We start from the raw sequence: 19,439 nt of genomic DNA, 5'->3' as shown, positions 1-19,439 counted from the left end.
ACAAGGGGGTCCTGGCCGCCGCCGGGCCGCGCACAGTGCTTGCTTACCTCATCCGGCGCCTGATCGCCGTCATCATCATGGTGCTGGTCGTACTGCTCGCGACCTTCACCGTCTTCTTCATGCTGCCCAAATGGGCGGGACAGGACATCGCCGTCCTCTTCGCCGGCAAGGCGTCGGGTGCCGAGCAGCTCGAAGGCATCCGCGTCAAACTGGGTCTCGACGACCCCCTGCTCGTCCAGTTCTGGGACTTCGTCAAGGGCATCCCGATGGGGCGCGACTACGTCAACGGCAGTGACGTCACGCACTGCCCGGCGCCCTGCTTCGGCTACTCCTTCCGCACCGAGGCCCCCGTGTGGGAGACCCTCAAGGACGCCCTGCCCGTCACCGGCGCGCTCGCCGCCGGAGCGTGTGTGCTCTGGCTCGCCGGCGGTGTCGCCACCGGTGTCGTCTCCGCGCTGCGCCGGGGCTCCGTCTGGGACCGGGCCGCGATGACCACCGCCCTCGGCGGCGTCTCGCTCCCCGTCTTCTTCACCGGCATGATCGCGATGGGCGTCTTCGTCCACAACCTCGGCTGGGTCAAGATCGCGGACAGTCTCAGCACCGACGACTCCGCCGGCGTCTGGCTGCAGACGCTGATCCTGCCGTGGATCGTGCTGGCCTTCCTCAACGCCGCGATGTACGCCCGCCTCACCCGCGCCACCATGCTGGAGGTGCTCGGCGAGGACTACATCCGCACCGCCCGCGCCAAGGGCCTCGGCGAGTCCGCCGTCATCCGCAAGCACGCGCTGCGTTCCGCGATGACGCCGATCCTCACCGTCTTCGGCCTCGACCTCGGCGTCCTGATGGGCGGCGCGGTGCTCACCGAGTCCACGTTCAACCTGCCCGGGCTCGGCCTGGAGGCAGTCAGGGCCATCAGCAGCAAGGACCTGCCCGTCATCCTGGGCGTGACCCTGTGCGCGGCGCTCGCGATCGCCGTGGCCAACCTCGTCGTCGACCTTCTGTACGCCGTCATCGACCCGCGAGTGAGGCTGGGATGACCGAACTGTCCAAGAGCGGGGCCGCGGTGAACGAGCCCGTCGCCGACTCGCCCGCGCCCTCCGCCTTCCTGGAGGTGCGCGACCTCAAGGTGCACTTCCCGACCGACGACGGCCTGGTCAAGTCCGTCGACGGGCTCACCTTCTCGCTGGAGAAGGGCAAGACCCTCGGCATCGTGGGCGAGTCCGGCTCCGGCAAGTCGGTCACCTCGCTCGGCATCCTCGGGCTGCACACCGCCGGCCAGTACGGCGCCCGCAAGGCGCGGATCTCGGGCGAGATCTGGCTGGACGGCAAGGAGCTGCTGGGCGCCGACCCCACCGAGGTGCGCAAGCTGCGCGGCCGCGAGATGGCGATGATCTTCCAGGATCCGCTCTCCGCGCTGCACCCGTACTACTCCATCGGCAAGCAGATCGTCGAGGCGTACCGGGTCCACAACGCCGTCGACAAGAAGACCGCCCGCAAGCGGGCGATCGAGATGCTCGACCGGGTCGGCATCCCGCAGCCCGACAAGCGCGTGGACAGCTACCCGCACGAGTTCTCCGGCGGCATGCGCCAGCGCGCCATGATCGCCATGGCGCTGGTCAACAACCCCGAGCTGCTCATCGCCGACGAGCCGACCACCGCCCTGGACGTCACCGTCCAGGCGCAGATCCTGGACCTCATCCGGGATCTGCAGAAGGAGTTCGGCTCCGCCGTCATCATGATCACGCACGACCTGGGCGTGGTCGCCGAGATGGCCGACGAGCTGCTGGTCATGTACGGCGGCCGGTGCGTCGAGCGCGGCACCGCCGAGAAGGTCTTCTACGAGCCGCAGCACCCGTACACCTGGGGACTGCTCGGTTCGATGCCCCGCATCGACCGTGAGGAGACCGAGCGGCTCATCCCGGTCAAGGGCTCCCCGCCCAGCCTGATCAACCTGCCGAGCGGCTGCGCCTTCAACCCGCGCTGCCCCTACGCGGACATCCCCAAGGACCAGATCACCCGCACCGAGCGCCCCGAGCTGCGCCTGGTGGCCGAGGGGCACTACTCCGCCTGCCACATGTCGCGGGACGAGCGCACCCGGATCTGGACCGAAGAGATTGCGCCGAAGCTGTGAAAGACGACGTGAAGGGCCAGGAGATGACGATCCCGGCGCATACGGAGACCTCGACCGAGCCGCTGCTCAAGGTCGAGGGCCTGGTGAAGCACTTCCCCATCAAGAAGGGGCTGCTCCAGCGCCAGGTGGCGGCCGTGCAGGCGGTCGACGGGCTGACCTTCGACGTGCGTCCGGGCGAGACGCTCGGCGTGGTCGGCGAGTCCGGCTGCGGCAAGTCGACGATGGGCCGGCTGATCACCCGACTTCTCGAACCGACCGGCGGCCGCGTCGAGTTCGAGGGCACGGACATCACGCACCTGAACACCGGGAAGATGCGTCCGCTCCGCCGTGACGTGCAGATGATCTTCCAGGACCCGTACTCGTCGCTGAACCCCCGGCACACCATCGGCACGATCGTCGGCGCGCCCTTCAAGCTCCAGGGCGTCAAGCCCGAGGGCGGCGTGCGCAAGACCGTGCAGGAGATGCTGGAGCGCGTCGGGCTCAACCCCGAGCACTACAACCGCTATCCGCACGAGTTCTCCGGCGGTCAGCGCCAGCGCATCGGCATCGCGCGGGCGCTGGCGCTGCGGCCGAAGCTGGTCGTGGCGGACGAGCCCGTCTCGGCCCTGGACGTCTCCATCCAGGCCCAGGTGGTCAACCTCCTGGACGACCTCCAGGACGAGCTGGGCCTCACGTACGTGATCATCGCGCACGACCTGTCGGTCATCCGGCACGTCTCGGACCGCATCGCGGTGATGTACCTGGGCAAGATCGTGGAGCTGGCGGACCGCAAGGACCTCTACTCCACGCCGATGCACCCGTACACCAAGGCGCTGCTGTCCGCCGTGCCGGTGCCCGACCCCAGGCGGCGCGGCACCAAGAGCGAGCGCATCCTGCTGCGCGGCGACGTGCCCTCGCCGATCGACCCGCCCAGCGGCTGCCGCTTCCACACGCGGTGCTGGAAGGCGACGGAGATCTGCAAGACGAAGGAGCCGCCGCTGATCCCGCTCGCCACCGGGCACCAGGTGGCGTGCCACCACCCGGAGAACGCGGCGGACCAGGCGCCCGAGGACACCACGCTGCTGGCGGCCGCCAAGGAGGCGATCGAGGTGGTGACGGTGGTCCCCAAGGCGGAGGAATCGACGCCGGAACCGCCCGCCACGAAGGCGGCGAAGCCGCTCGCGAAGCCGACGGAGGCCTCGGTCGAGCCGGTGGAGGCTCCGGTCGAGCCGGTGGAGGCCCCCGCGAAGTCGGTGGAGGCTCCGGTCGAGCCGGTGGAGACTCCCGTGAAGTCGGTGGAGCCGCTTGTGAAGCCGGCAGGGGCCCCCGCCGAGCCCGGGGCGGCCCCCGCCAAGTCCGCGGAGATCCCCGCCGAGCCGGCGGACACCCCCGCCGAGTCGGCCGGGAGCCCCGCCAAGTCGGTCGAGGCCCCCGCCAAGTCGGTGGAGCCGCCCGCGGAGTCGGCGGGCAAGTAGGAGGCCCCGGAGGGAGGGCACGCGGTCGGCCGCGTGCCCTCCCTCCGCTGTTTCGGCGACGAGCCGCCCCCGCTCACTCCGTGACGCTCCAGCGCCCCACTTCCCGGTACGCGGAGTCCTGGACGGCCTCGCCGTCGCCGGGCGTCAGCGCGTAGTGGCCGAGGTTGCCGCCCCAGTACCGCAGGATGCGGCCCAGTTCCTCGGCGGCCCTTCCCTCGAACGCGGTCTCGCCCATGTCGACCTCCAGCACGAACTTCATGACACCTCACTTCGCTCGTCGTCGCGCCTGCCTTGCCTGCCTTCAACCGTGTCATTGAAGTTCCAGTGGGGACTTGTGGACGACAGTGCGGGGCGGCACAGCGAATGGCCGCACACGAACCCTCAACCGGGGGCGAAGCCGGCGATGAGGCAGGGGTGGCCTCGGGTAAGAATGGCGCGTGCTCCAGGATCTGTTCAGCCCCTCCGTCCAGCACGCGCTCGACATCGTGGGGATCTTCGTCTTCGCGATCTCCGGCGCGCTGCTCGCCGTGCGCAAGAACTTCGACGTCTTCGGCATCGCCGTCCTCGCCGAGGTCACCGCGCTGGGCGGGGGCCTCTTCCGGGACCTGGTCATCGGGGCCGTCCCGCCGGCCGCCTTCACCGACCTCGGATACTTCATCACCCCGCTCTTCGCGGCCGCCCTGGTCTTCTTCCTCCACCCGGAGGTGGAGCGCACCCAGCTCGCGGTGAACGTCTTCGACGCCGCGGGCCTCGGGCTCTTCTGCGTGTCGGGGACGACGAAGGCGTACGACTACGGCCTCGGCCTCACCGCGTCCGCCGCCCTCGGTCTGATGACCGCGGTCGGCGGCGGCGTCCTGCGCGACATCGTCGCCAACGAAGTGCCCTCGCTGGTCCGCTGGGACCGCGACCTGTACGCCGTGCCGGCCATCGTAGGCGCGGCGATGGTCGCCCTGTGCATCCGCTTCGACGAGCTGACCGCCTTCACCAGCGGCCTCGCCGTCGTGACGGCGTTCGTCCTGCGCCTGCTGGCGCTGCGCTACCACTGGCGGGCGCCGCGCGCCTGGCACCGGCGCTCCACGGCGGTGGAGGCGGACGTCCAGGAGACGCCGTAGCCAGAAAAGCTACCGCTCAGTAATTGGATGTTGTACGTTGCTGCCATGGCAACGGCAGCATCGGACACCTCGGCAGCCCCACTCCCCGCGGCGGCCCCCGTTCGCATCGGCGACAGCGAGTTCGACCGCGACACCGCGGTCACCCGGCGCGCGCCCGGCGTCTACGACACCGAGCTCTCCGCCGGCTGGACGATCATCAGCGCCGTCAACGGCGGCTACCTCCTGGCCGTCATCGGCCGCGCCCTCGCCGACGCCCTGCCGCACGCCGACCCCTTCACCATCTCCGCGCACTACCTCACCGCGTCCCGGCCCGGCCCGGCCGTGGTCCGCACGGACGTGGTGCGCGGCGGCCGCTCCCTCTCCACCGGACAGGCGTCCCTCTTCCAGTACGACGAGGAGGGCCGCGAGGTCGAGCGGATCCGCGTCCTCGCCTCGTACGGAGACCTCGACGCGCTCCCCGACGACGTCCGCACGACCGCGGACCCGCCCGCGATCCCGGCGCTCGACCAGTGCTTCGGCGCCCAGGACGCTCCCGGCCACCGCCCGGTGCCCGGCAGTTCCGCCATCGCCGACCGCCTCTTCCTCAAGCTCGACCCCGCCACCGTCGGCTGGGCGCTCGGGCAGCCCTCCGGCAAGGGGGAGATGCGGGCCTGGTTCGGCCTCGCGGACGGCCGCGACGCCGACCCGCTGTCGCTGCTGCTCGCGGTGGACGCGCTGCCGCCCACCGCCTTCGAGATGGGCCTCACCGGCTGGGTGCCCACCGTGGAGCTGACGGTACACGTGCGCTGCCGCCCGGCCCCCGGACCGCTGCGCGTCGCGATCACCACGCGCAACCTTGCCGGCGGCTTCCTGGAGGAGGACGCCGAGGTGTGGGACAGCGCGGACCGCCTGGTCGCGCAGTCGCGCCAGCTGGCCCGCGCCCGCCTGTCCTGAGCCGCCGGGCGGGCCTGCCCTCATGCCGGAGCCGCCGCGGCGGGCAGGCCCTCGTACGGGATCCTGGACGGCGTGAAAGCTGACCGGCTGCTCTCGATCCTGCTGCTGCTCCAGACCCGCGGCCGGGTGCCCGCGCACGAACTGGCCGAGCGGCTCGAAGTCTCCGTCCGCACCGTCTACCGGGACATCGAGGCCCTGTCCGCCTCCGGCGTCCCGGTCTACGCCGAGCGCGGCCGGCACGGTGGCATCGAGCTGCTCGCCGGCTTCCGCACCGACGTGACGGGGCTGACCGCCGACGAGTCGCGCGCCCTGTTCGTCCTCGCCGCACGGGGCGCGCACGCGGCGCTCGGCCTGGACCGGGCGCTCGGCTCGGCGCTGCGCAAGGTCATGGCCGCGCTGCCCGAACCGCACCGGCCCGCCGCCGAACTGGCCAGCCGCCGCATCCTCGTCGACGCCTCCCGCTGGATGGCGGGCCCTTCGGCCGGCGGGGAGCTGGCCGCGCTGCAGGACGCCGTCTTCGCGGACCGGCGCCTGCGGCTGCGCTACCGGCATGCCGGGGCCCCGCGGCCAAGGACGTACACCGTCGACCCGTACGGCCTGGTGTCCAAGGCCGGCGTCTGGTACCTCGTCGCCGACCGGCGCGGCACCCCGCGCCTCTTCCGCGCCGACCGGATCGGCTCGGCCACCCTCACCGAGACCCCGGTCCGGCGCCGCCCCGGCGTCGAACTCGCCGACGTATGGGCGGTGTTGAAGGCGCAGGTGGAGGACCGCCCCGGTGGCATCGAGGTGACGGCCCGGGTGCGGCGCGACCGCTACGACCTGTTCCTGCGCCTCAACGGCACGGCGTTGGCCCACCCGCCCGAGGACGACGACGGCACGGGTGAGTGGATCACGGTCCGTCTGGCGTACGAGTTCCTGGGCGCGACGAAGACGCTGCTGCCGTTCGCCGACACGGTCGAGGTGCTCTCGCCGCCCGAGGTGCGCGCCGAACTGGCCCGGGCCGCGGCGGCCGTCACCGCCCTGTACGCGGCGGATCCGCCCGGAGGAACCGGGCCAGCTCCGCGCTGAGTTCGGCGGGCGCGTCCTCCTGTACGAGATGTCCCGCGCTCTCGATCAGGCGCAGCCCGGCGCCGGGGATCGCCGCGGCCAGCTCATGGGCGCGCGCCACCGGGATCCAGGTGTCCTCGGCGCCCCAGCAGATCAGCACCGGCAGGTCCAACTCGCCGTACCTGCCCTGGATCTCGTCGGTGTAGCGCTGGTCGTTCTGCTCGATCTGCCGGTAGAAGGCGGGCCTGCCCTCCGCCGTGCACCAGGGGGCCACCAGCCGGTCGAGCACCGCGGGGTGCAGGCCGCGGTGCGCCGCCGAGCCGACGTAGGCCCGTACGAGTGCCTCGTGCAGGTGGGGCGGCAGCTGACCGAAGACATCGGCGTGCGCGCCGAGGAGCCGGTAGGTGGGGGTGCCCCAAGGGGCGAGCGCGACCGGGTCGACGAGGGCGAGGCGGTCGTAGCGCGCGCCGTGCAGGAGGTGGGCGCGCAGGGCGACGCAGCCGCCGAAGTCGTGCGCGAGGACGGCGGGCCGCTCAAGGCCCCAGTGGTCGAGCAGCTCGGTCAGCACGCGGCCCTGGGCGGCGAGCGAGACGTCCTGCCCGTCCCGCATCTCGGAGGCGCCGTATCCGGCCAGGTCCCAGACGTACACGCGGTGTTCGCCCGCGAGGGCGCGGGCGACGGCCCGCCAGACGTACGACGAGAAGGGGGTGCCGTGCACCAGGACGACGGGCGGGGCGCCGGCGGGCCCGAGCGCGGCCCAGCGGACGGCGCCCGAGGAGCCGGCGAAGGTGCGGTCGAGGATCCAGGCGTCACCGGCGTTCGTCATGGCCGTAGAGCGTAGTTGCCCCTTACGTCAGAGTCGAGAGGCCGCGGCGGCACAGGGGGTGCGATACCGGTGGGCCGCCGTTCGGGGCGAGGAGCGAGGCCCACCGACCGCCGAAGGAACCTCAGCCCTCGTCCAGCCAGTGGCGGCGCCCGAGGCTCACCAGGCGCAGCCGGCGCCGGGCCGTGGCCGCCACCCGCTCGGCGGCCGCCGGGTCGCCCTGCGCCTCCAGGAGGGCGGAGGCCGTCATCACCATGTGGTCGACGTACATCCCGGCGAGCATCAAAAGGTCGTCCTCGGCCCAGCCCGCCGCCCCCGGCTCCCCGGCGAACTGCTCCTTCACCTCCTGGGCGAACAGCGCGAGCTGGCCGTTTATCGCGGCCCGCACCGCCTGCACGCCGCCGTGCTGCTCGCGGGCGATGAAGCGGACATGGGCGGGGTGGGCGCGGACGTACGCGGCGATCAGTTCGACGGTGGCCGCGATGCGTTCCTCCCCGTCGTCCTCGCCCGCGCGCTCACCCGTCGCGGAGAGCAGCGCGGTGAGCGCCAGATGCAGGCTGCCGAGCGCCTCCTCCACCAGCGCGACACCCAGGTCGGCCATGTCCCGGAAGTGCCGGTAGAAGGCGGTGGGGGCGACACCGACGGCGCGGGTGACCTCGCGCAGGCCCAGGCTGGACAGGCTCTGCTCCTCCAGCAGCCGCAAGGCCGCGTCGAGGAGGGCCTGCCGGGTCCTGCGCTTCTGGGCCTGCCGGACGCCGAGGGTGTGACTCATGCCATGCAGTTAACAACTGTTCTCCGAGTTTGGAAAGCGTGGGACGGAGTACTCTGAAAGTCAGTGAACAGTTGTTACCACAAGCGTTCACCGAACCGGGCCCGCGACGGTCCGGTCGCCGATTGGAGAGGGATCTCATGCTCTTCCTTGTCGCCGCCCTCCTGCTGCTGGGTGTCGCCATGGGTTCCGTGGCCCACACCCCCCTGCCGGTGACGCTCGTCGCCGCCGCGGTCATCGGGGTGTGGCTCGTCGTCTTCGCGCTCCGCGAGCGCCGTACACACCACCGCTGAGCGGCCGTCATCCCAGATCCGTGCGGCACCACGACCCGTTGAGGAGTCGGACCATGGCACTCACCACCCAGCACCGCACCGGACCCGCCACGGACCGGAGCGTCGAACGCCCCGCGGGCCATACCCCGCGGGAGGCCGCGGAGCGCGCCCCGCGGCGCCCGACCGGCCGCCGGGACACCGACGGCATGGCCGTCGCCTCCTTCGTCTGCGGCCTGCTCGGACTGCTCGTCCTGAACATCTTTCTCGGCCCCGTCGCGATCGTCCTCGCGGGCCTCGCCCTGCATCGCGGCACCGCCCGAAAGGGCCGCGCCCTGCTCGGACTCGGGCTCGGCGTGGCCGACCTGGTGGTCCTCGCCGCGCTGGTCGCGATGGACGGCACCGTGTCCTGGGGTCTCGCAGGCTGATACCGCCGGGTCGTCCGGTGCCGTACGACTCGTAGAATCGTGCGCACCATGGCCTACCTCGACCACGCAGCGACCACTCCGATGCTTCCGGCGGCGATCGCGGCGATGACCGCGCAGATCGCCGTCACCGGCAACGCCTCCTCGCTGCACGCGGCGGGCCGGCGGGCGCGCCGATCCGTCGAGGAGGCCCGCGAGACCCTCGCCGAGTCGCTCGGCGCGCGCCCCAGCGAGGTGGTCTTCACCTCCGGCGGCACCGAGGCCGACAACCTCGCCGTGAAGGGCCTGTACTGGGCCCGGCGCGACGCGGAGCCGGCCCGCACCCGCGTCCTCGCCAGCCCCGTCGAACACCACGCCGTCCTGGACGCCGTCGACTGGCTCGGCCGGCACGAGGGCGCCACCGTCGAATACCTCCCCGTCGACGCCCACGGCCGCGTCCACCCCGACGCGCTGCGCGAGGCGATCGAACGCGACCCCGACGACGTCGCCCTGGCCACCGTCATGTGGGCCAACAACGAGATCGGCACGATCCAGCCTGTCCGGGAACTGGCCGACGTGGCCGCCGAGTTCGGCATCCCGCTGCACGCCGACGCCGTCCAGGCCTACGGCCAGATCCCCGTGGACTTCCAGGCATCGGGGCTCGCCGCGATGACCGTTTCCGGCCACAAGATCGGCGGTCCCTACGGCATCGGCGCCCTGTTGCTGGGCCGGGAGCACAGCCCCGTGCCCGTGCTGCACGGCGGCGGCCAGGAGCGGCACGTGCGCTCCGGGACGCTGGACGTGCCCGCCGTCGCCGCCTTCGCCGTGGCGGGGGAGTACGCCGCCGAGCACCGCGAGCGGTTCGCCGCCGAGGTCGGCGCCCTGCGGGACGAGCTGGTGGCCGCCGTCCGCGCGGCGGTCCCCGAGGCGATCCTCGGCGGCGACCCCTCCCCGGCGGGCCGGCTGCCCGCCAACGCGCACTTCACCTTCCCCGGCTGCGAGGGCGACTCCCTGCTGCTGCTGCTCGACGCGCAGGGCATCGAGTGCTCCACGGGCTCGGCGTGCACGGCGGGCGTGGCCCAGCCCAGCCACGTCCTGCTGGCCACGGGCACCGACCCCGACCTGGCGCGCGGCACCCTGCGCTTCTCCCTCGGCCACACGTCCACCAGGGCGGACGTCGATGCCGTCGCGGCGGCGATCGGCCCCGCGGTGGACCGGGCCCGCACGGCGGGGCTCAGCTAGGACTTCTTCTTCCGCTGCCCGGGGGGCTTTCCGCCGCCGTCCCGGGCGGCACGGACCAGGCGCAGGTACCGGTCCCAGTCCCAGTGCGGCCCCGGGTCCGTGTGGTCCGTGCCCGGCACCTCCACGTGCCCGATGATGTGCTCGCGGTCCACCGGGATGTCGTACCGCTCGCATATCCCGGCCGTGAGCCGCGCCGACGAGGCGTACATCGCGTCCGTGAACGACGACTTGTCGTCGACGAACCCCTCGTGCTCGATGCCCACACTGCGTTCGTTGTAGCTCCTGTCGCCGGCGTGGAACGCCACGTCCAGCTCGCGGATCAGCTGCGCCACATGCCCGTCCTTGCGCACCACGTAGTGCGCCGCGGCCCCGTGGCCGGGGTCCTTGAAGACGCGCAGCGCCGTCGCGTACCCGCCCTGGACGACGTGGATGACGACGCGGTCGATGGCGTAGTCGTCGGGGCGGTTCGCGCGGCGCCAGTTGTAGTCCGAGGCGGCCGTCCACTGCGCGCCCTGCGCGTCCACCTCGCCCTCCTCGCGCCTCTTCACCACTCCGGGCATCCGCCACCACAGCCGCCCCAGGTCGTCCCCGGCGAACACGGCCGTGCCGGCGGCGGCCGCTCCGCCCCCGATGAGCAGGGTGCGCCGGCTGACCCCGCGGCTTCCCGGCCTGTGCCCCTCTGGTTCCCCCATGTGCTCGTCAACGCTTGGCCGCGGGCGTCCGGTTCCCGCGGGCCCGTACTCTGTTAGGGCTATGACTTTCACCGAGACCCCGCAGCCTCCCCAGCGCCCCCTCCGTGTCCTGGCCGCCATGTCCGGCGGCGTGGACTCCGCCGTCGCCGCCGCGCGCGCCGCCGAAGCCGGACACGACGTGACGGGAGTGCACCTCGCCCTCTCGGCGAATCCCCAGTCGTTCCGCACGGGCGCCCGGGGCTGCTGCACCATCGAGGACTCGCGCGACGCCCGCCGCGCCGCGGACGTCATCGGCATCCCGTTCTACGTGTGGGACCTCGCCGAGCGGTTCCGCGAGGACGTGGTGGAGGACTTCGTCGCCGAGTACGAGGCGGGCCGCACCCCCAATCCGTGCCTGCGCTGCAACGAGAAGATCAAGTTCGCCGCGCTGCTCGACAAGGCCCTCGCCCTCGGCTTCGACGCGGTCGTCACCGGCCACTACGCCAAGGTGATCGTCCGCGAGGACGGCACCCGCGAGCTGCACCGCGCCTCCGACATGGCCAAGGACCAGAGCTACGTCCTCGGCGTCCTGGACGACCGGCAGCTCGCCCACGCGATGTTCCCCCTCGGTGACACCGTCACCACCAAGGAGGAGATCCGCGCGGAGGCCGAGCGCCGCGGCCTCGCCGTCGCCAAGAAGCCCGACAGCCACGACATCTGCTTCATCGCCGACGGCGACACCCAAGGCTTCCTCGCCGCCCGCCTCGGCAAGGCGCAGGGCGACATCGTGGACGAGTCCGGGACGGTCCTCGGCAGCCACGAGGGGGCGTACGGGTACACCATCGGCCAGCGCAAGGGCCTGCGGATCGGCACCCCGGCCCCCGACGGCAAGCCGCGCTACGTCCTGGACATCTCGCCGGTGGACAACACCGTGACGGTCGGCCCGGCCGCCGCCCTGGACGTCACCGGCCTGACCGCCGTCAAGCCCCGCTGGTGCGGTGCGGCCCCCACCGGCCCCGGCACGTACACGGCGCAGCTGCGGGCGCACGGCGGCGAGAGCGAGGTCTCCGCCGAGCTGGTCGACGGCGAGCTGCGGGTCTCCTTCACCGAGCCCGTCCGGGGCGTGGCCCCCGGCCAGGCGATCGTGCTGTACGACGGCACGCGCGTGGTCGGCTCGGCGACGATCGCGACGACGGAGCGGGTGACGGCGGGCGTCTGACACCCACCGCCCCACCCGCTCACCCGGCGGCTATGCGGCGACCCGGAGCACGATCTTGCCCCGCGTGAGGCCCCGCTCGCCGTGCGCGTGGGCCTTGGCCGCCTCTTCCAGGGGCAGCACCGTGTCGATCTCGACGTGGAGCTTCCCCTCTTCCGCCAGGCGGGCGATCTCCAAGAGGCCCAGGCGGTCCGGCTCCACGATCGTCCAGCCCGCGTGGACGCCGTGCTCCCGCGCGAGACCGGCGTCCGGCAGGCCGCCGGGGTCCGGCAGCGTCACCAGGTGGCCGCCGGGACGCAGGACCCGAAGGGACCGCGTGCCGTACTCGCCGCCCACCCCGTCCAGGACGACGTCCACGTCGCTCACCGCCTCGGTGAAGTCCACGCGCGCGTAGTCCACGACTTCGTCCGCGCCGAGATCGCGCAGGAAGGCGTGCTTGTCCTCCCGCGCGGTCCCGATGACGTACGCGCCCCGGGCCTTGGCGATCTGCACGGCCAGGTGCCCCACACCCCCGGCCGCCGCGTGGATCAGCACCCGCTGCCCGGCCCGCAGCCCCGCCGTCTCGACAAGCCCCTGCCAGGCGGTGAGCGCCGCGAGCGGCAGGGCGGCGGCCTCGACGTGGGTGAGGCCCACGGGCTTGGGCGCGAAGCGCCGCGCGGGCGCCACGACGTACTCCGCGTAGCCGCCCGCCTGCTCGGGGAAGCGGGGCATGCCGAAGACCTCGTCCCCGGGGGAGTACAGGGTCACTCCGGGACCCACCTCCTCGACGACGCCAGACACGTCGTAGCCGAGGATCGGCGTGTCCCCCCAAGTGCCGAAGGCGCCTTCCGCGCGGGTCTTCCAGTCGACGGGGTTCACCCCCGCCGCGTGCACCCGCACCAGGATCTCGGTGAGGCCGGGCTCGGGACGGTCGACCTCCACGGGCACCAGGTTCTCGGGGGCACCCCAGGAGCGGGGGCTTACGGCACGCATCTTCATGGTCATCCTCTTGGCTCTTCCACCGGACCGGATCTTCTGCCGGGACGGCTGGAGGACTCAGAGTGCGTCGGGACCGGCGGGCGCGGTGCTGGCAGTTTGGCCAGGATGTGACAGGATTCGGCCATGACTTCTCATGGCGGCCGACACCGGGTGGCGGTGCTCGCGCTGGACGGGGTGTACGCCTTCGAGATGGGCATCCCGCCCCGGATCTTCGGGGCCGCCCAGGACGCCGGGGGACACCCGCTGTACGACGTCGTCGTGTGCACGGTGGACGGCGGGCCGGTGCGGACCGACGCCGGGTTCGAGGTCGCGGTGGAACACGGCCCCGAGGCGCTCGCCGCCGCGGACACGGTCGTCATCCCGCCGACCGAGCGGCTGTGCGGCGGCACGGACGAAGGCGTCCTGCCGGCCCCCCTGGCCGCCGCGCTCGCCCGGGTGCGGCCCGGCACGCGCTGGGTGTCGCTCTGCACCGCCTCGTACGTCCTGGCCGCCGCCGGGCTGCTCGACGGGCGCCCCGCGACCACCCACTGGAAGGAGGCCGACCACTTCCGGCGCACCTTCCCCCGGGTCGCGCTCGACGAGGACGTCCTCTTCGTGGACGACGGCGACATCCTGACGGCGGCCGGCGTCGGCGCGGGCATCGACCTGTGCCTGCACCTGCTGCGCCGCGACCACGGCACCGCCGTCGCCCACCGCGTCGCCCGCTTCTGCGTGGTCCCGCCCTGGCGCGAGGGCGGGCAGGCGCAGTACATCGAGCGGCCCGTCCCCGCGCCGACGCTCGCCTCGACGGCCGCCACGCGCGCGTGGGCGCTGGAACGGCTCCACGAGCCGCTGCCGCTCGGCGAGCTGGCCGCGCACGCGCGCATGAGCCTGCGGACCTTCACGCGCCGCTTCCAGGAGGAGGTCGGCATGCCCCCCGGCCGCTGGCTGACCGCCCAGCGCATCGAACTGGCCCGCCGGCTCCTGGAGTCGAGCGACCTGCCCGTGGACGTCGTCGCCCACCGGGCCGGATTCGGCACCGGCAACTCACTGCGCCAGCACATGCGCGCGGTGCTCGGGGTCTCGCCGGCCGCCTACCGCAAGACGTTCGCCGGCGCCGGCCGGTGACCTACCCCTGCGGCGGAGCCACCTGTGCCTCGTAGAAGCAGTAGTGGTCCTTGACGGCGGCGACCTCCGGTTTCGGCTCGTGGTAGGCCCACACCGCGTCCTGCGCGCCCGGCAGCGACCAGTAGGAAGCCGTGCCCTTGAACGGGCAGTGCGTGATGGTCGCGGACGGCGCCAGCAGGTCCGTACGCACGTCCTCCGGAGGCAGGTAGTACCGCACGGGACACCCCGTCTCGCGCAGCAGCAGCGGGCGGCGGCTCTCGGCGACGACCTGCCCGTCGTGCACCACGCGCACATGGTCCGTGCCCTGCTCGACAGTGATCCGGTGTCCCTTGGCCACGACGTACCTCCTCGACAGGTGCCTTCCCCTCGGACCGTACCGTGAGCGCATGAATATCTGCGTCTTCCTCTCCGCCGCCGACCTCGACGAGCGCTACACCCGCCCCGCCAGGGAGTTCGCCGAACTGCTCGGCAAAGGAGGCCACACCCTGGTGTGGGGCGGCTCGGAGAGCGGCCTGATGAAGGTGGTCGCGGACGGTGTCGAGGAGGCGGGCGGACGGCTGGCGGGCGTCTCCGTCGACTTCCTCGCGGCCAAGGCCAGGGCCGTCACCGACCCCCACGAGATGGTGATCGCCCGCGACCTCGCCGAGCGCAAGGCGCTCCTCCTGGAGAAGGCCGACGCGATCGTGATCATGGTCGGTGGCACCGGCACCCTCGACGAGGCGACCGAGATCCTTGAGCTGAAGAAGCACGGCAAGCACACCAAGCCGGTGGTCCTGCTGAACTCCGCCGGGTTCTACGACGGCCTCAAGGAGCAGTTCCGCCGCATGGAGGACGAGGGCTTCCTGCCCGTACCCCTCACCGAACTGGTCTTCTTCGCCGAGGAGCCCGTCGGCGCCCTGGCCTACCTGGAGGAATCACAGGGCACGCGGTGATGCGAGCATGGCGGGTATGGCTACACATGTGATCACCGGGGCCGGCTCCGGCATCGGAGCGGCCGTCGCCCGCCGCCTGCACGCACGCGGCGACGAACTCGTCCTCCACGCGCGCGACGCGGGCCGCGCCAAGGAACTCGCCGCACAGTTCCCCGGCGCGAGCACGCTCGTCGGCGACCTCGCCGACCCCGACAGGCTCTCCTGGGCCTTCGGCCACCAGTCGCTGCCCTCGCGCGTGGACTCCCTCCTGCACATCGCGGGCGTCGTCGACCTCGGCCCGGTCGGCGAACTCACCCCCAAGGCCTGGCACCACCAGCTCAACGTCAACCTCGTCGCCCCCGCCGAGCTGACCCGCCACTTCCTGCCCCAACTGCGCGCCTGCCAGGGACACGTCGTCTTCGTCAACTCCGGCGCGGGCCTGAACGCCCACGCCGAGTGGTCCGCGTACGCCGCCTCCAAGCACGGACTGAAGGCCCTCGCCGACTCCCTGCGCCAGGAGGAGCACGGCAACGGCGTCCGGGTCACCTCCGTCTACCCCGGCCGCACGGCCAGCGCCATGCAGGTCAAGGTCCACCAGCAGGAGGGCAAGGAGTACGACGCGTCCCGCTGGATCGACCCCGAGTCCATCGCCACGACGATCGTCATGGCCCTGGACCTGCCGCGCGACGCGGAGGTCAACGACCTGACGGTGCGGCCGGGACGATGAGCGACACGATCACCTGGGGCCCGGCGACCGGCGTCGGGTCCTTGCCCGGCGGGGACGCCCGCGAGGCCGCGAAGACCGTCACCGGCAGCTTCGCGGGACCCGGGGAGGGCATCCCCCACCTCGCCGAACTGCCCGCGCGCGGACCCGGCGCCGACATGATCGGCCGCACCGCCGGACTGCTCGTGGACCTGTACGCGCGCGTGGAGCCCAGCGGCTGGCGCGTCGGCGACCGGCCCGGACGCGACACCAAGCGGGCCAGGGCCTGGCTCGGCGAGGACCTCGACGCCCTGGAGGAGTTCACCCAGGGGTACGAGGGGCCGCTGAAGGTCCAGGCCGTCGGCCCCTGGACGCTCGCCGCCGCCCTGGAGCTGCGCAACGGCGAAGTGGCGCTCTCCGACCCGGGGGCCTGCCGCGACCTCGCCGGATCCCTCGCCGAGGGCCTGCGCGAGCACCTCGCCGACGTGCGCCGCAGGGTCCCGGGCGCCCAGGTGGTGCTGCAACTGGACGAGCCCTCACTCATCGCCGTGCTCCGCGGACAGGTCAGGACGGCGAGCCAGTACCGCACCCACCGCGCCGTGGACCGCCAGAGCGTGGAGAACACCCTCCGGGACGTCCTGGCCGTCCAGGGCGAGGGCCCGACCGTCGTCCACTCCTGTGCGCCGGACGTGCCCTTCGCGCTGCTGCGCCGCGCCGGGGCCCACGCGATCTCGTTCGACTTCTCGCTCCTCACCGAGCGTGACGACGAGGTGATCGGCGAGGCGGTCGAGGGCGGCACGAAGCTCTTCGCCGGTGTCGTGCCGGGCGTGGACGGCCCATTGTCGGACCCTGCCGGTAGCGTCATGGGTGTCAGGACGCTGTGGCGCAGGCTGGGGCTGAATCCGGGATCACTCGCGGAGTCGGTCGTGGTCACTCCGTCGTGCGGACTCGCGGGGGCTTCCCCCGCGTACGCCCGCGCGGCACACGCCCACTGCGTCAAGGCGGCGAGATCGCTCGCAGACAACCCTGAGTAATTGGGTATGACGTAACGGGAGGACTTTTACGGTGGCTGTCGAACAGCAAGGCTCCGTGCCCGCCGAGGCACGGGATCAGCATGCCCAGCTGGCCGAACAGATCGAGGAGCACCGCTTCCGGTACTACGTGAAGGACCAACCCGTCGTCAGCGACGCGGAGTTCGACAAGCTCCTGCGCTCCCTGGAGGCCCTGGAGGAGGAGTACGCGGAGCTGCGGACACCGGACTCGCCCACCCAGAAGGTCTCGGGCGCGTACGAGACGGAGTTCACGGCGGTCGAGCACCGCGAGCGCATGCTCTCCCTCGACAACGCCTTCGACGACGCGGAGCTGGCCGCCTGGGCCGACCGCGTGGCCAAGGACGTCGGCTCGCCGGGCTACCACTTCCTGTGCGAGCTGAAGGTCGACGGCCTCGCGGTCAACCTGACGTACGAGGACGGCAGGCTGACCCGCGCCGCCACCCGCGGCGACGGCCGCACCGGCGAGGACATCACGCCGAACGTCCGCACCATCGCGGACATCCCCCAGCGCCTCAAGGGCGACCGCGTGCCCGCCCTGGTGGAGATCCGCGGCGAGGTCTTCTTCCCGATGGAGAAGTTCGAGGAGCTGAACGCCCGCCTGGTGGAGGCGGGCGACAAGCCCTTCGCCAACCCTCGCAACGCCGCGGCGGGCTCCCTGCGCCAGAAGGATCCCCGCATCACCGCGACCCGGCCCCTGCACATGGTCGTGCACGGCATCGGCGCCCGCGAGGGCTTCGACATCGACTGCCTCAGCCACGCCTACGAGCTGCTCCACGAGTGGGGCCTGCCCACCGCCCGGCACAACAAGGTCGTCGAAGGCCTCCAGGGCGTACGGGACTTCATCACGTACTTCGGCGAGAACCGCCACTCCGTGGAGCACGAGATCGACGGCGTCGTCGTCAAGCTCGACGAGATCCCCCTCCAGGGCCGCCTCGGCTCCACCTCGCGCGCCCCGCGCTGGGCCATCGCCTGGAAGTACGCCCCGGAGGAGGTCAACACCAAACTGGTCAACATCCGCGTCGGCGTCGGCCGCACCGGCCGCGTCACGCCGTACGCCCAGGTGGAGCCCGTCACCGTCGCCGGCTCCGAGGTGGAGTTCGCCACCCTGCACAACCAGGAGGTGGTGAAGAAGAAGGGCGTCCTCATCGGCGACACGGTCGTGCTGCGCAAGGCCGGTGACGTCATCCCGGAGATCCTCGGCCCGGTCGTGGACCTGCGGGACGGCACCGAGCGGGAGTTCGTGATGCCCGCCGAGTGCCCCGAGTGCGGCACGGCGCTGCGGCCCATGAAGGAGGGCGACATCGACCTCCGCTGCCCCAACGCCCAGACCTGCCCCGCCCAGTTGCGCGAACGGCTCTTCTACCTGGCCGGCCGCAAGTCCCTGGACATCGAGAACTTCGGATACGTCGCCGCGGCCGCGCTGACCAGACCCCTGGAGCCGGCCGAGCCGCCGATCCTCGACGAGGGCGACATCTTCGACCTCCAGGTCGAGGAGCTGCTCCCCATCAAGTCCTACGTCCTCGACCAGGACTCCGGCCTGCCCAAGCGCGACCCCAAGACGGGCGAGGAGAAGGTCGTCACCTTCTTCGCCACCCAGAAGGGCGAGGCGAAGAAGAACACCCTCGCCATGCTGGAGAACATCGCGGCGGCCAAGGAGCGCCCCCTCGCCCGCGTCCTGACCGGCCTCTCGATCCGGCACGTCGGCCCGGTGGCCGCCGAGGCGCTGGCCCGCGAGTTCCGCTCCATCGACCGGATCGAACAGGCCACCGAGGAAGAGCTGGCCACGACGGAAGGAGTGGGGCCGGTCATCGCGGCCTCCCTCAAACAGTGGTTCGCCGAGGAGTGGCACCGCGAGATCCTCCGCAAGTGGCGGGCGGCCGGGGTGCGCATGGAGGAGGAGACGAGCGGCGAGGACGAGGGTCCCCGCCCCCTGGCAGGCCTCACGGTCGTCGTCACCGGCACGCTGGAGCACTACACCCGGGATGGCGCGAAAGAGGCGCTGCAGACCCGTGGCGCGAAGGTGACCGGTTCCGTTTCGAAGAAGACGTCTTTCGTCGTCGTGGGGGACAACCCCGGCTCGAAGTACGACAAGGCGATGCAGGTGAAGGTTCCGGTTCTCAACGAGGAAGGCTTCGTCGTGCTGCTGGAACAAGGACCGGACGCGGCGCGGGAAGTCGCGCTTCCGACCGAGGAGTAGCGGTTGAAGGCCACCCGTTCGGCGCATATCAGATGCATACGGGTGGCCGGGTCGCATTCGGGCAACCGTGGGCGACCGCTGCCCGTGGAAGCCTTCTGCGGCCTACTGTTGAGATGTGCGCCTGCCGTGCCCCGCTGCGAACGGGGCATCTCCTGCTCAACAAGAGCGCGGAAGGGGGCATCCCCCGCTCGGCACGAGTCCGGGAGTTGTGCGGCCCTTGCTCGTTCGGAGCGCGGGGACGGAAGTTCCGGGCCCGGCCGCCTTTGGGCCGAGTCCGTTTGGCGTGGGCACCGCCGGCTGTGAGAGGGACGGGAATGGAACCGACCGAGAGCGCCGCCCCGTACTCACCGCTGCGCGCGCGCCGGTGGTGCGCGCCGGCCACCTGGCTGCGCGGCCGGCGGGCCGTACCGGCCGCCGACC

21 protein-coding genes are annotated in these 19,439 nt (G+C 72.3%); 15 read left to right on the top strand and 6 right to left on the bottom strand.

The features are described from left to right. The first annotated feature begins 35 nt into the window (after nucleotides 1-35). Genes ACZ5GP_RS33085 through ACZ5GP_RS33075 form a run of 3 tightly spaced genes read left to right on the top strand, consistent with a single transcriptional unit; the run spans nucleotide 36 to nucleotide 3,585 of the window. Nucleotides 36-1,037 (top strand): ABC transporter permease, encoded by a 1,002-nt coding sequence (locus ACZ5GP_RS33085; protein WP_468754357.1) that lies wholly within the window; start codon nucleotides 36-38, stop codon nucleotides 1,035-1,037. Beyond that, entirely contained in the window at nucleotides 1,034-2,131 is a 1,098-nt protein-coding gene (locus ACZ5GP_RS33080) for an ABC transporter ATP-binding protein (protein ID WP_468754356.1), read from the top strand. Before ACZ5GP_RS33085 ends, ACZ5GP_RS33080 begins: the two co-directional genes overlap by 4 nt. A gap of 23 nt (nucleotides 2,132-2,154) precedes the next feature. After that, nucleotides 2,155-3,585, top strand: a complete 1,431-nt coding sequence (locus ACZ5GP_RS33075; RefSeq protein WP_468754394.1) for a dipeptide ABC transporter ATP-binding protein — start codon at nucleotides 2,155-2,157, stop codon at nucleotides 3,583-3,585. A gap of 73 nt (nucleotides 3,586-3,658) precedes the next feature. Here the strand turns inward: ACZ5GP_RS33075 and ACZ5GP_RS33070 are convergent, their stop codons facing one another. Beyond that, entirely contained in the window at nucleotides 3,659-3,844 is a 186-nt protein-coding gene (locus tag ACZ5GP_RS33070; protein WP_468754355.1) for a hypothetical protein, read from the bottom strand. 178 nt (nucleotides 3,845-4,022) lie between these two features. On the opposite strand from ACZ5GP_RS33070, the gene ACZ5GP_RS33065 reads away from it, so the two are divergent. From ACZ5GP_RS33065 to ACZ5GP_RS33055, 3 genes are all read left to right on the top strand, one after another. Beyond that, nucleotides 4,023-4,697, top strand: a complete 675-nt coding sequence (locus ACZ5GP_RS33065) for a trimeric intracellular cation channel family protein (RefSeq protein ID WP_468754354.1) — start codon at nucleotides 4,023-4,025, stop codon at nucleotides 4,695-4,697. Nucleotides 4,698-4,742: 45 nt separating this feature from the next. Beyond that, entirely contained in the window at nucleotides 4,743-5,630 is an 888-nt protein-coding gene (locus ACZ5GP_RS33060; protein WP_468754353.1) for a thioesterase family protein, read from the top strand. Nucleotides 5,631-5,702: 72 nt separating this feature from the next. Then, complete coding sequence (locus ACZ5GP_RS33055) at nucleotides 5,703-6,698, top strand: helix-turn-helix transcriptional regulator (RefSeq protein ID WP_468754352.1); 996 nt, start codon at nucleotides 5,703-5,705, stop codon at nucleotides 6,696-6,698. Here the strand turns inward: ACZ5GP_RS33055 and ACZ5GP_RS33050 are convergent. Then, a complete protein-coding gene (locus tag ACZ5GP_RS33050) occupies nucleotides 6,643-7,503 on the bottom strand; it encodes an alpha/beta fold hydrolase (RefSeq protein WP_468754351.1) in 861 nt (286 codons plus the stop codon). The two genes, ACZ5GP_RS33055 and ACZ5GP_RS33050, sit on opposite strands and share 56 nt — an antisense overlap. A 121-nt stretch (nucleotides 7,504-7,624) precedes the next feature. Then, nucleotides 7,625-8,272, bottom strand: a complete 648-nt coding sequence (locus tag ACZ5GP_RS33045) for a TetR family transcriptional regulator (RefSeq protein WP_468754350.1) — start codon at nucleotides 8,270-8,272, stop codon at nucleotides 7,625-7,627. A 137-nt stretch (nucleotides 8,273-8,409) separates the two neighbouring features. Between ACZ5GP_RS33045 and ACZ5GP_RS33040 the strand changes: the two genes are divergently transcribed. From ACZ5GP_RS33040 to ACZ5GP_RS33030, 3 genes are all read left to right on the top strand, one after another. Next, nucleotides 8,410-8,562 carry a hypothetical protein gene (locus tag ACZ5GP_RS33040; protein WP_468754349.1) on the top strand — a complete coding sequence of 51 codons (153 nt, stop codon included), beginning with the start codon at nucleotides 8,410-8,412 and terminating at the stop codon, nucleotides 8,560-8,562. Between the two features lie 185 nt (nucleotides 8,563-8,747). Next, entirely contained in the window at nucleotides 8,748-8,966 is a 219-nt protein-coding gene (locus tag ACZ5GP_RS33035; protein WP_468754393.1) for a DUF4190 domain-containing protein, read from the top strand. Nucleotides 8,967-9,014: 48 nt separating this feature from the next. Next, the gene (locus ACZ5GP_RS33030; protein WP_468754348.1) at nucleotides 9,015-10,184 is read left to right on the top strand and encodes a cysteine desulfurase family protein; all 1,170 of its coding nucleotides are present in this window, start codon (nucleotides 9,015-9,017) and stop codon (nucleotides 10,182-10,184) included. On the opposite strand, the gene ACZ5GP_RS33025 is transcribed toward ACZ5GP_RS33030, so the two are convergent. Continuing rightward, nucleotides 10,181-10,876, bottom strand: coding sequence for an N-acetylmuramoyl-L-alanine amidase (locus ACZ5GP_RS33025; RefSeq protein WP_468754347.1), 696 nt, complete (start codon nucleotides 10,874-10,876; stop codon nucleotides 10,181-10,183). The genes ACZ5GP_RS33030 and ACZ5GP_RS33025 overlap by 4 nt on opposite strands. Nucleotides 10,877-10,937: 61 nt before the next feature. Here ACZ5GP_RS33025 and mnmA point away from each other — a divergent pair, with 61 nt between their 5' ends. Further along, a complete protein-coding gene (gene mnmA, locus ACZ5GP_RS33020) occupies nucleotides 10,938-12,074 on the top strand; it encodes a tRNA 2-thiouridine(34) synthase MnmA (RefSeq protein WP_468754346.1) in 1,137 nt (378 codons plus the stop codon). A gap of 30 nt (nucleotides 12,075-12,104) precedes the next feature. On the opposite strand, the gene ACZ5GP_RS33015 is transcribed toward mnmA, so the two are convergent. Next, nucleotides 12,105-13,049 carry an NADP-dependent oxidoreductase gene (locus tag ACZ5GP_RS33015; protein ID WP_468754392.1) on the bottom strand — a complete coding sequence of 315 codons (945 nt, stop codon included), beginning with the start codon at nucleotides 13,047-13,049 and terminating at the stop codon, nucleotides 12,105-12,107. Between the two features lie 123 nt (nucleotides 13,050-13,172). Here ACZ5GP_RS33015 and ACZ5GP_RS33010 point away from each other — a divergent pair, with 123 nt between their 5' ends. After that, the gene (locus tag ACZ5GP_RS33010) at nucleotides 13,173-14,156 is read left to right on the top strand and encodes a GlxA family transcriptional regulator (RefSeq protein ID WP_468754345.1); all 984 of its coding nucleotides are present in this window, start codon (nucleotides 13,173-13,175) and stop codon (nucleotides 14,154-14,156) included. A 1-nt stretch (nucleotide 14,157) separates the two neighbouring features. On the opposite strand, the gene ACZ5GP_RS33005 is transcribed toward ACZ5GP_RS33010, so the two are convergent. Beyond that, nucleotides 14,158-14,493 (bottom strand): DUF427 domain-containing protein, encoded by a 336-nt coding sequence (locus ACZ5GP_RS33005; RefSeq protein ID WP_468754344.1) that lies wholly within the window; start codon nucleotides 14,491-14,493, stop codon nucleotides 14,158-14,160. Nucleotides 14,494-14,542: 49 nt separating this feature from the next. Here ACZ5GP_RS33005 and ACZ5GP_RS33000 point away from each other — a divergent pair, with 49 nt between their 5' ends. The 4 genes from ACZ5GP_RS33000 to ligA are packed head-to-tail and all read left to right on the top strand — an operon-like array spanning nucleotide 14,543 to nucleotide 19,019. Then, nucleotides 14,543-15,088 carry an LOG family protein gene (locus tag ACZ5GP_RS33000; protein ID WP_468754343.1) on the top strand — a complete coding sequence of 182 codons (546 nt, stop codon included), beginning with the start codon at nucleotides 14,543-14,545 and terminating at the stop codon, nucleotides 15,086-15,088. A gap of 7 nt (nucleotides 15,089-15,095) precedes the next feature. Further along, nucleotides 15,096-15,794 (top strand): SDR family oxidoreductase, encoded by a 699-nt coding sequence (locus tag ACZ5GP_RS32995; protein WP_468754342.1) that lies wholly within the window; start codon nucleotides 15,096-15,098, stop codon nucleotides 15,792-15,794. After that, nucleotides 15,791-16,804: a methionine synthase gene (locus tag ACZ5GP_RS32990; protein WP_468754341.1), complete on the top strand. Its 1,014-nt coding sequence runs from the start codon at nucleotides 15,791-15,793 to the stop codon at nucleotides 16,802-16,804. The genes ACZ5GP_RS32995 and ACZ5GP_RS32990 overlap by 4 nt, the downstream gene beginning before the upstream one ends. Nucleotides 16,805-16,835: 31 nt before the next feature. Then, nucleotides 16,836-19,019 (top strand): NAD-dependent DNA ligase LigA, encoded by a 2,184-nt coding sequence (gene ligA / locus ACZ5GP_RS32985; protein WP_468754340.1) that lies wholly within the window; start codon nucleotides 16,836-16,838, stop codon nucleotides 19,017-19,019. The last annotated feature ends 420 nt before the right edge of the window (nucleotides 19,020-19,439 follow it).

This window comes from Streptomyces sp. NPDC031466 (assembly GCF_055581265.1).
The sequence above is the reverse complement of the archived record's forward strand: the minus strand, read 5'-3'. Positions and strand labels throughout refer to the sequence as shown.

Coding starts and splice junctions, on each gene's coding strand:
- ACZ5GP_RS33080 (WP_468754356.1), top strand. CDS start 1,034: ATGACCGAACTGTCCAAGAGCGGGGCCGCGGTGAACGAGCCCGTCGCC.
- ACZ5GP_RS33075 (WP_468754394.1), top strand. CDS start 2,155: ATGACGATCCCGGCGCATACGGAGACCTCGACCGAGCCGCTGCTCAAG.
- ACZ5GP_RS33070 (WP_468754355.1), bottom strand. CDS start 3,844: ATGAAGTTCGTGCTGGAGGTCGACATGGGCGAGACCGCGTTCGAGGGA.
- ACZ5GP_RS33060 (WP_468754353.1), top strand. CDS start 4,743: ATGGCAACGGCAGCATCGGACACCTCGGCAGCCCCACTCCCCGCGGCG.
- ACZ5GP_RS33050 (WP_468754351.1), bottom strand. CDS start 7,503: ATGACGAACGCCGGTGACGCCTGGATCCTCGACCGCACCTTCGCCGGC.
- ACZ5GP_RS33045 (WP_468754350.1), bottom strand. CDS start 8,272: ATGAGTCACACCCTCGGCGTCCGGCAGGCCCAGAAGCGCAGGACCCGG.
- ACZ5GP_RS33040 (WP_468754349.1), top strand. CDS start 8,410: ATGCTCTTCCTTGTCGCCGCCCTCCTGCTGCTGGGTGTCGCCATGGGT.
- ACZ5GP_RS33035 (WP_468754393.1), top strand. CDS start 8,748: ATGGCCGTCGCCTCCTTCGTCTGCGGCCTGCTCGGACTGCTCGTCCTG.
- ACZ5GP_RS33030 (WP_468754348.1), top strand. CDS start 9,015: ATGGCCTACCTCGACCACGCAGCGACCACTCCGATGCTTCCGGCGGCG.
- ACZ5GP_RS33025 (WP_468754347.1), bottom strand. CDS start 10,876: ATGGGGGAACCAGAGGGGCACAGGCCGGGAAGCCGCGGGGTCAGCCGG.
- mnmA (WP_468754346.1), top strand. CDS start 10,938: ATGACTTTCACCGAGACCCCGCAGCCTCCCCAGCGCCCCCTCCGTGTC.
- ACZ5GP_RS33015 (WP_468754392.1), bottom strand. CDS start 13,049: ATGAAGATGCGTGCCGTAAGCCCCCGCTCCTGGGGTGCCCCCGAGAAC.
- ACZ5GP_RS33010 (WP_468754345.1), top strand. CDS start 13,173: ATGACTTCTCATGGCGGCCGACACCGGGTGGCGGTGCTCGCGCTGGAC.
- ACZ5GP_RS33000 (WP_468754343.1), top strand. CDS start 14,543: ATGAATATCTGCGTCTTCCTCTCCGCCGCCGACCTCGACGAGCGCTAC.
- ACZ5GP_RS32995 (WP_468754342.1), top strand. CDS start 15,096: ATGGCGGGTATGGCTACACATGTGATCACCGGGGCCGGCTCCGGCATC.
- ACZ5GP_RS32990 (WP_468754341.1), top strand. CDS start 15,791: ATGAGCGACACGATCACCTGGGGCCCGGCGACCGGCGTCGGGTCCTTG.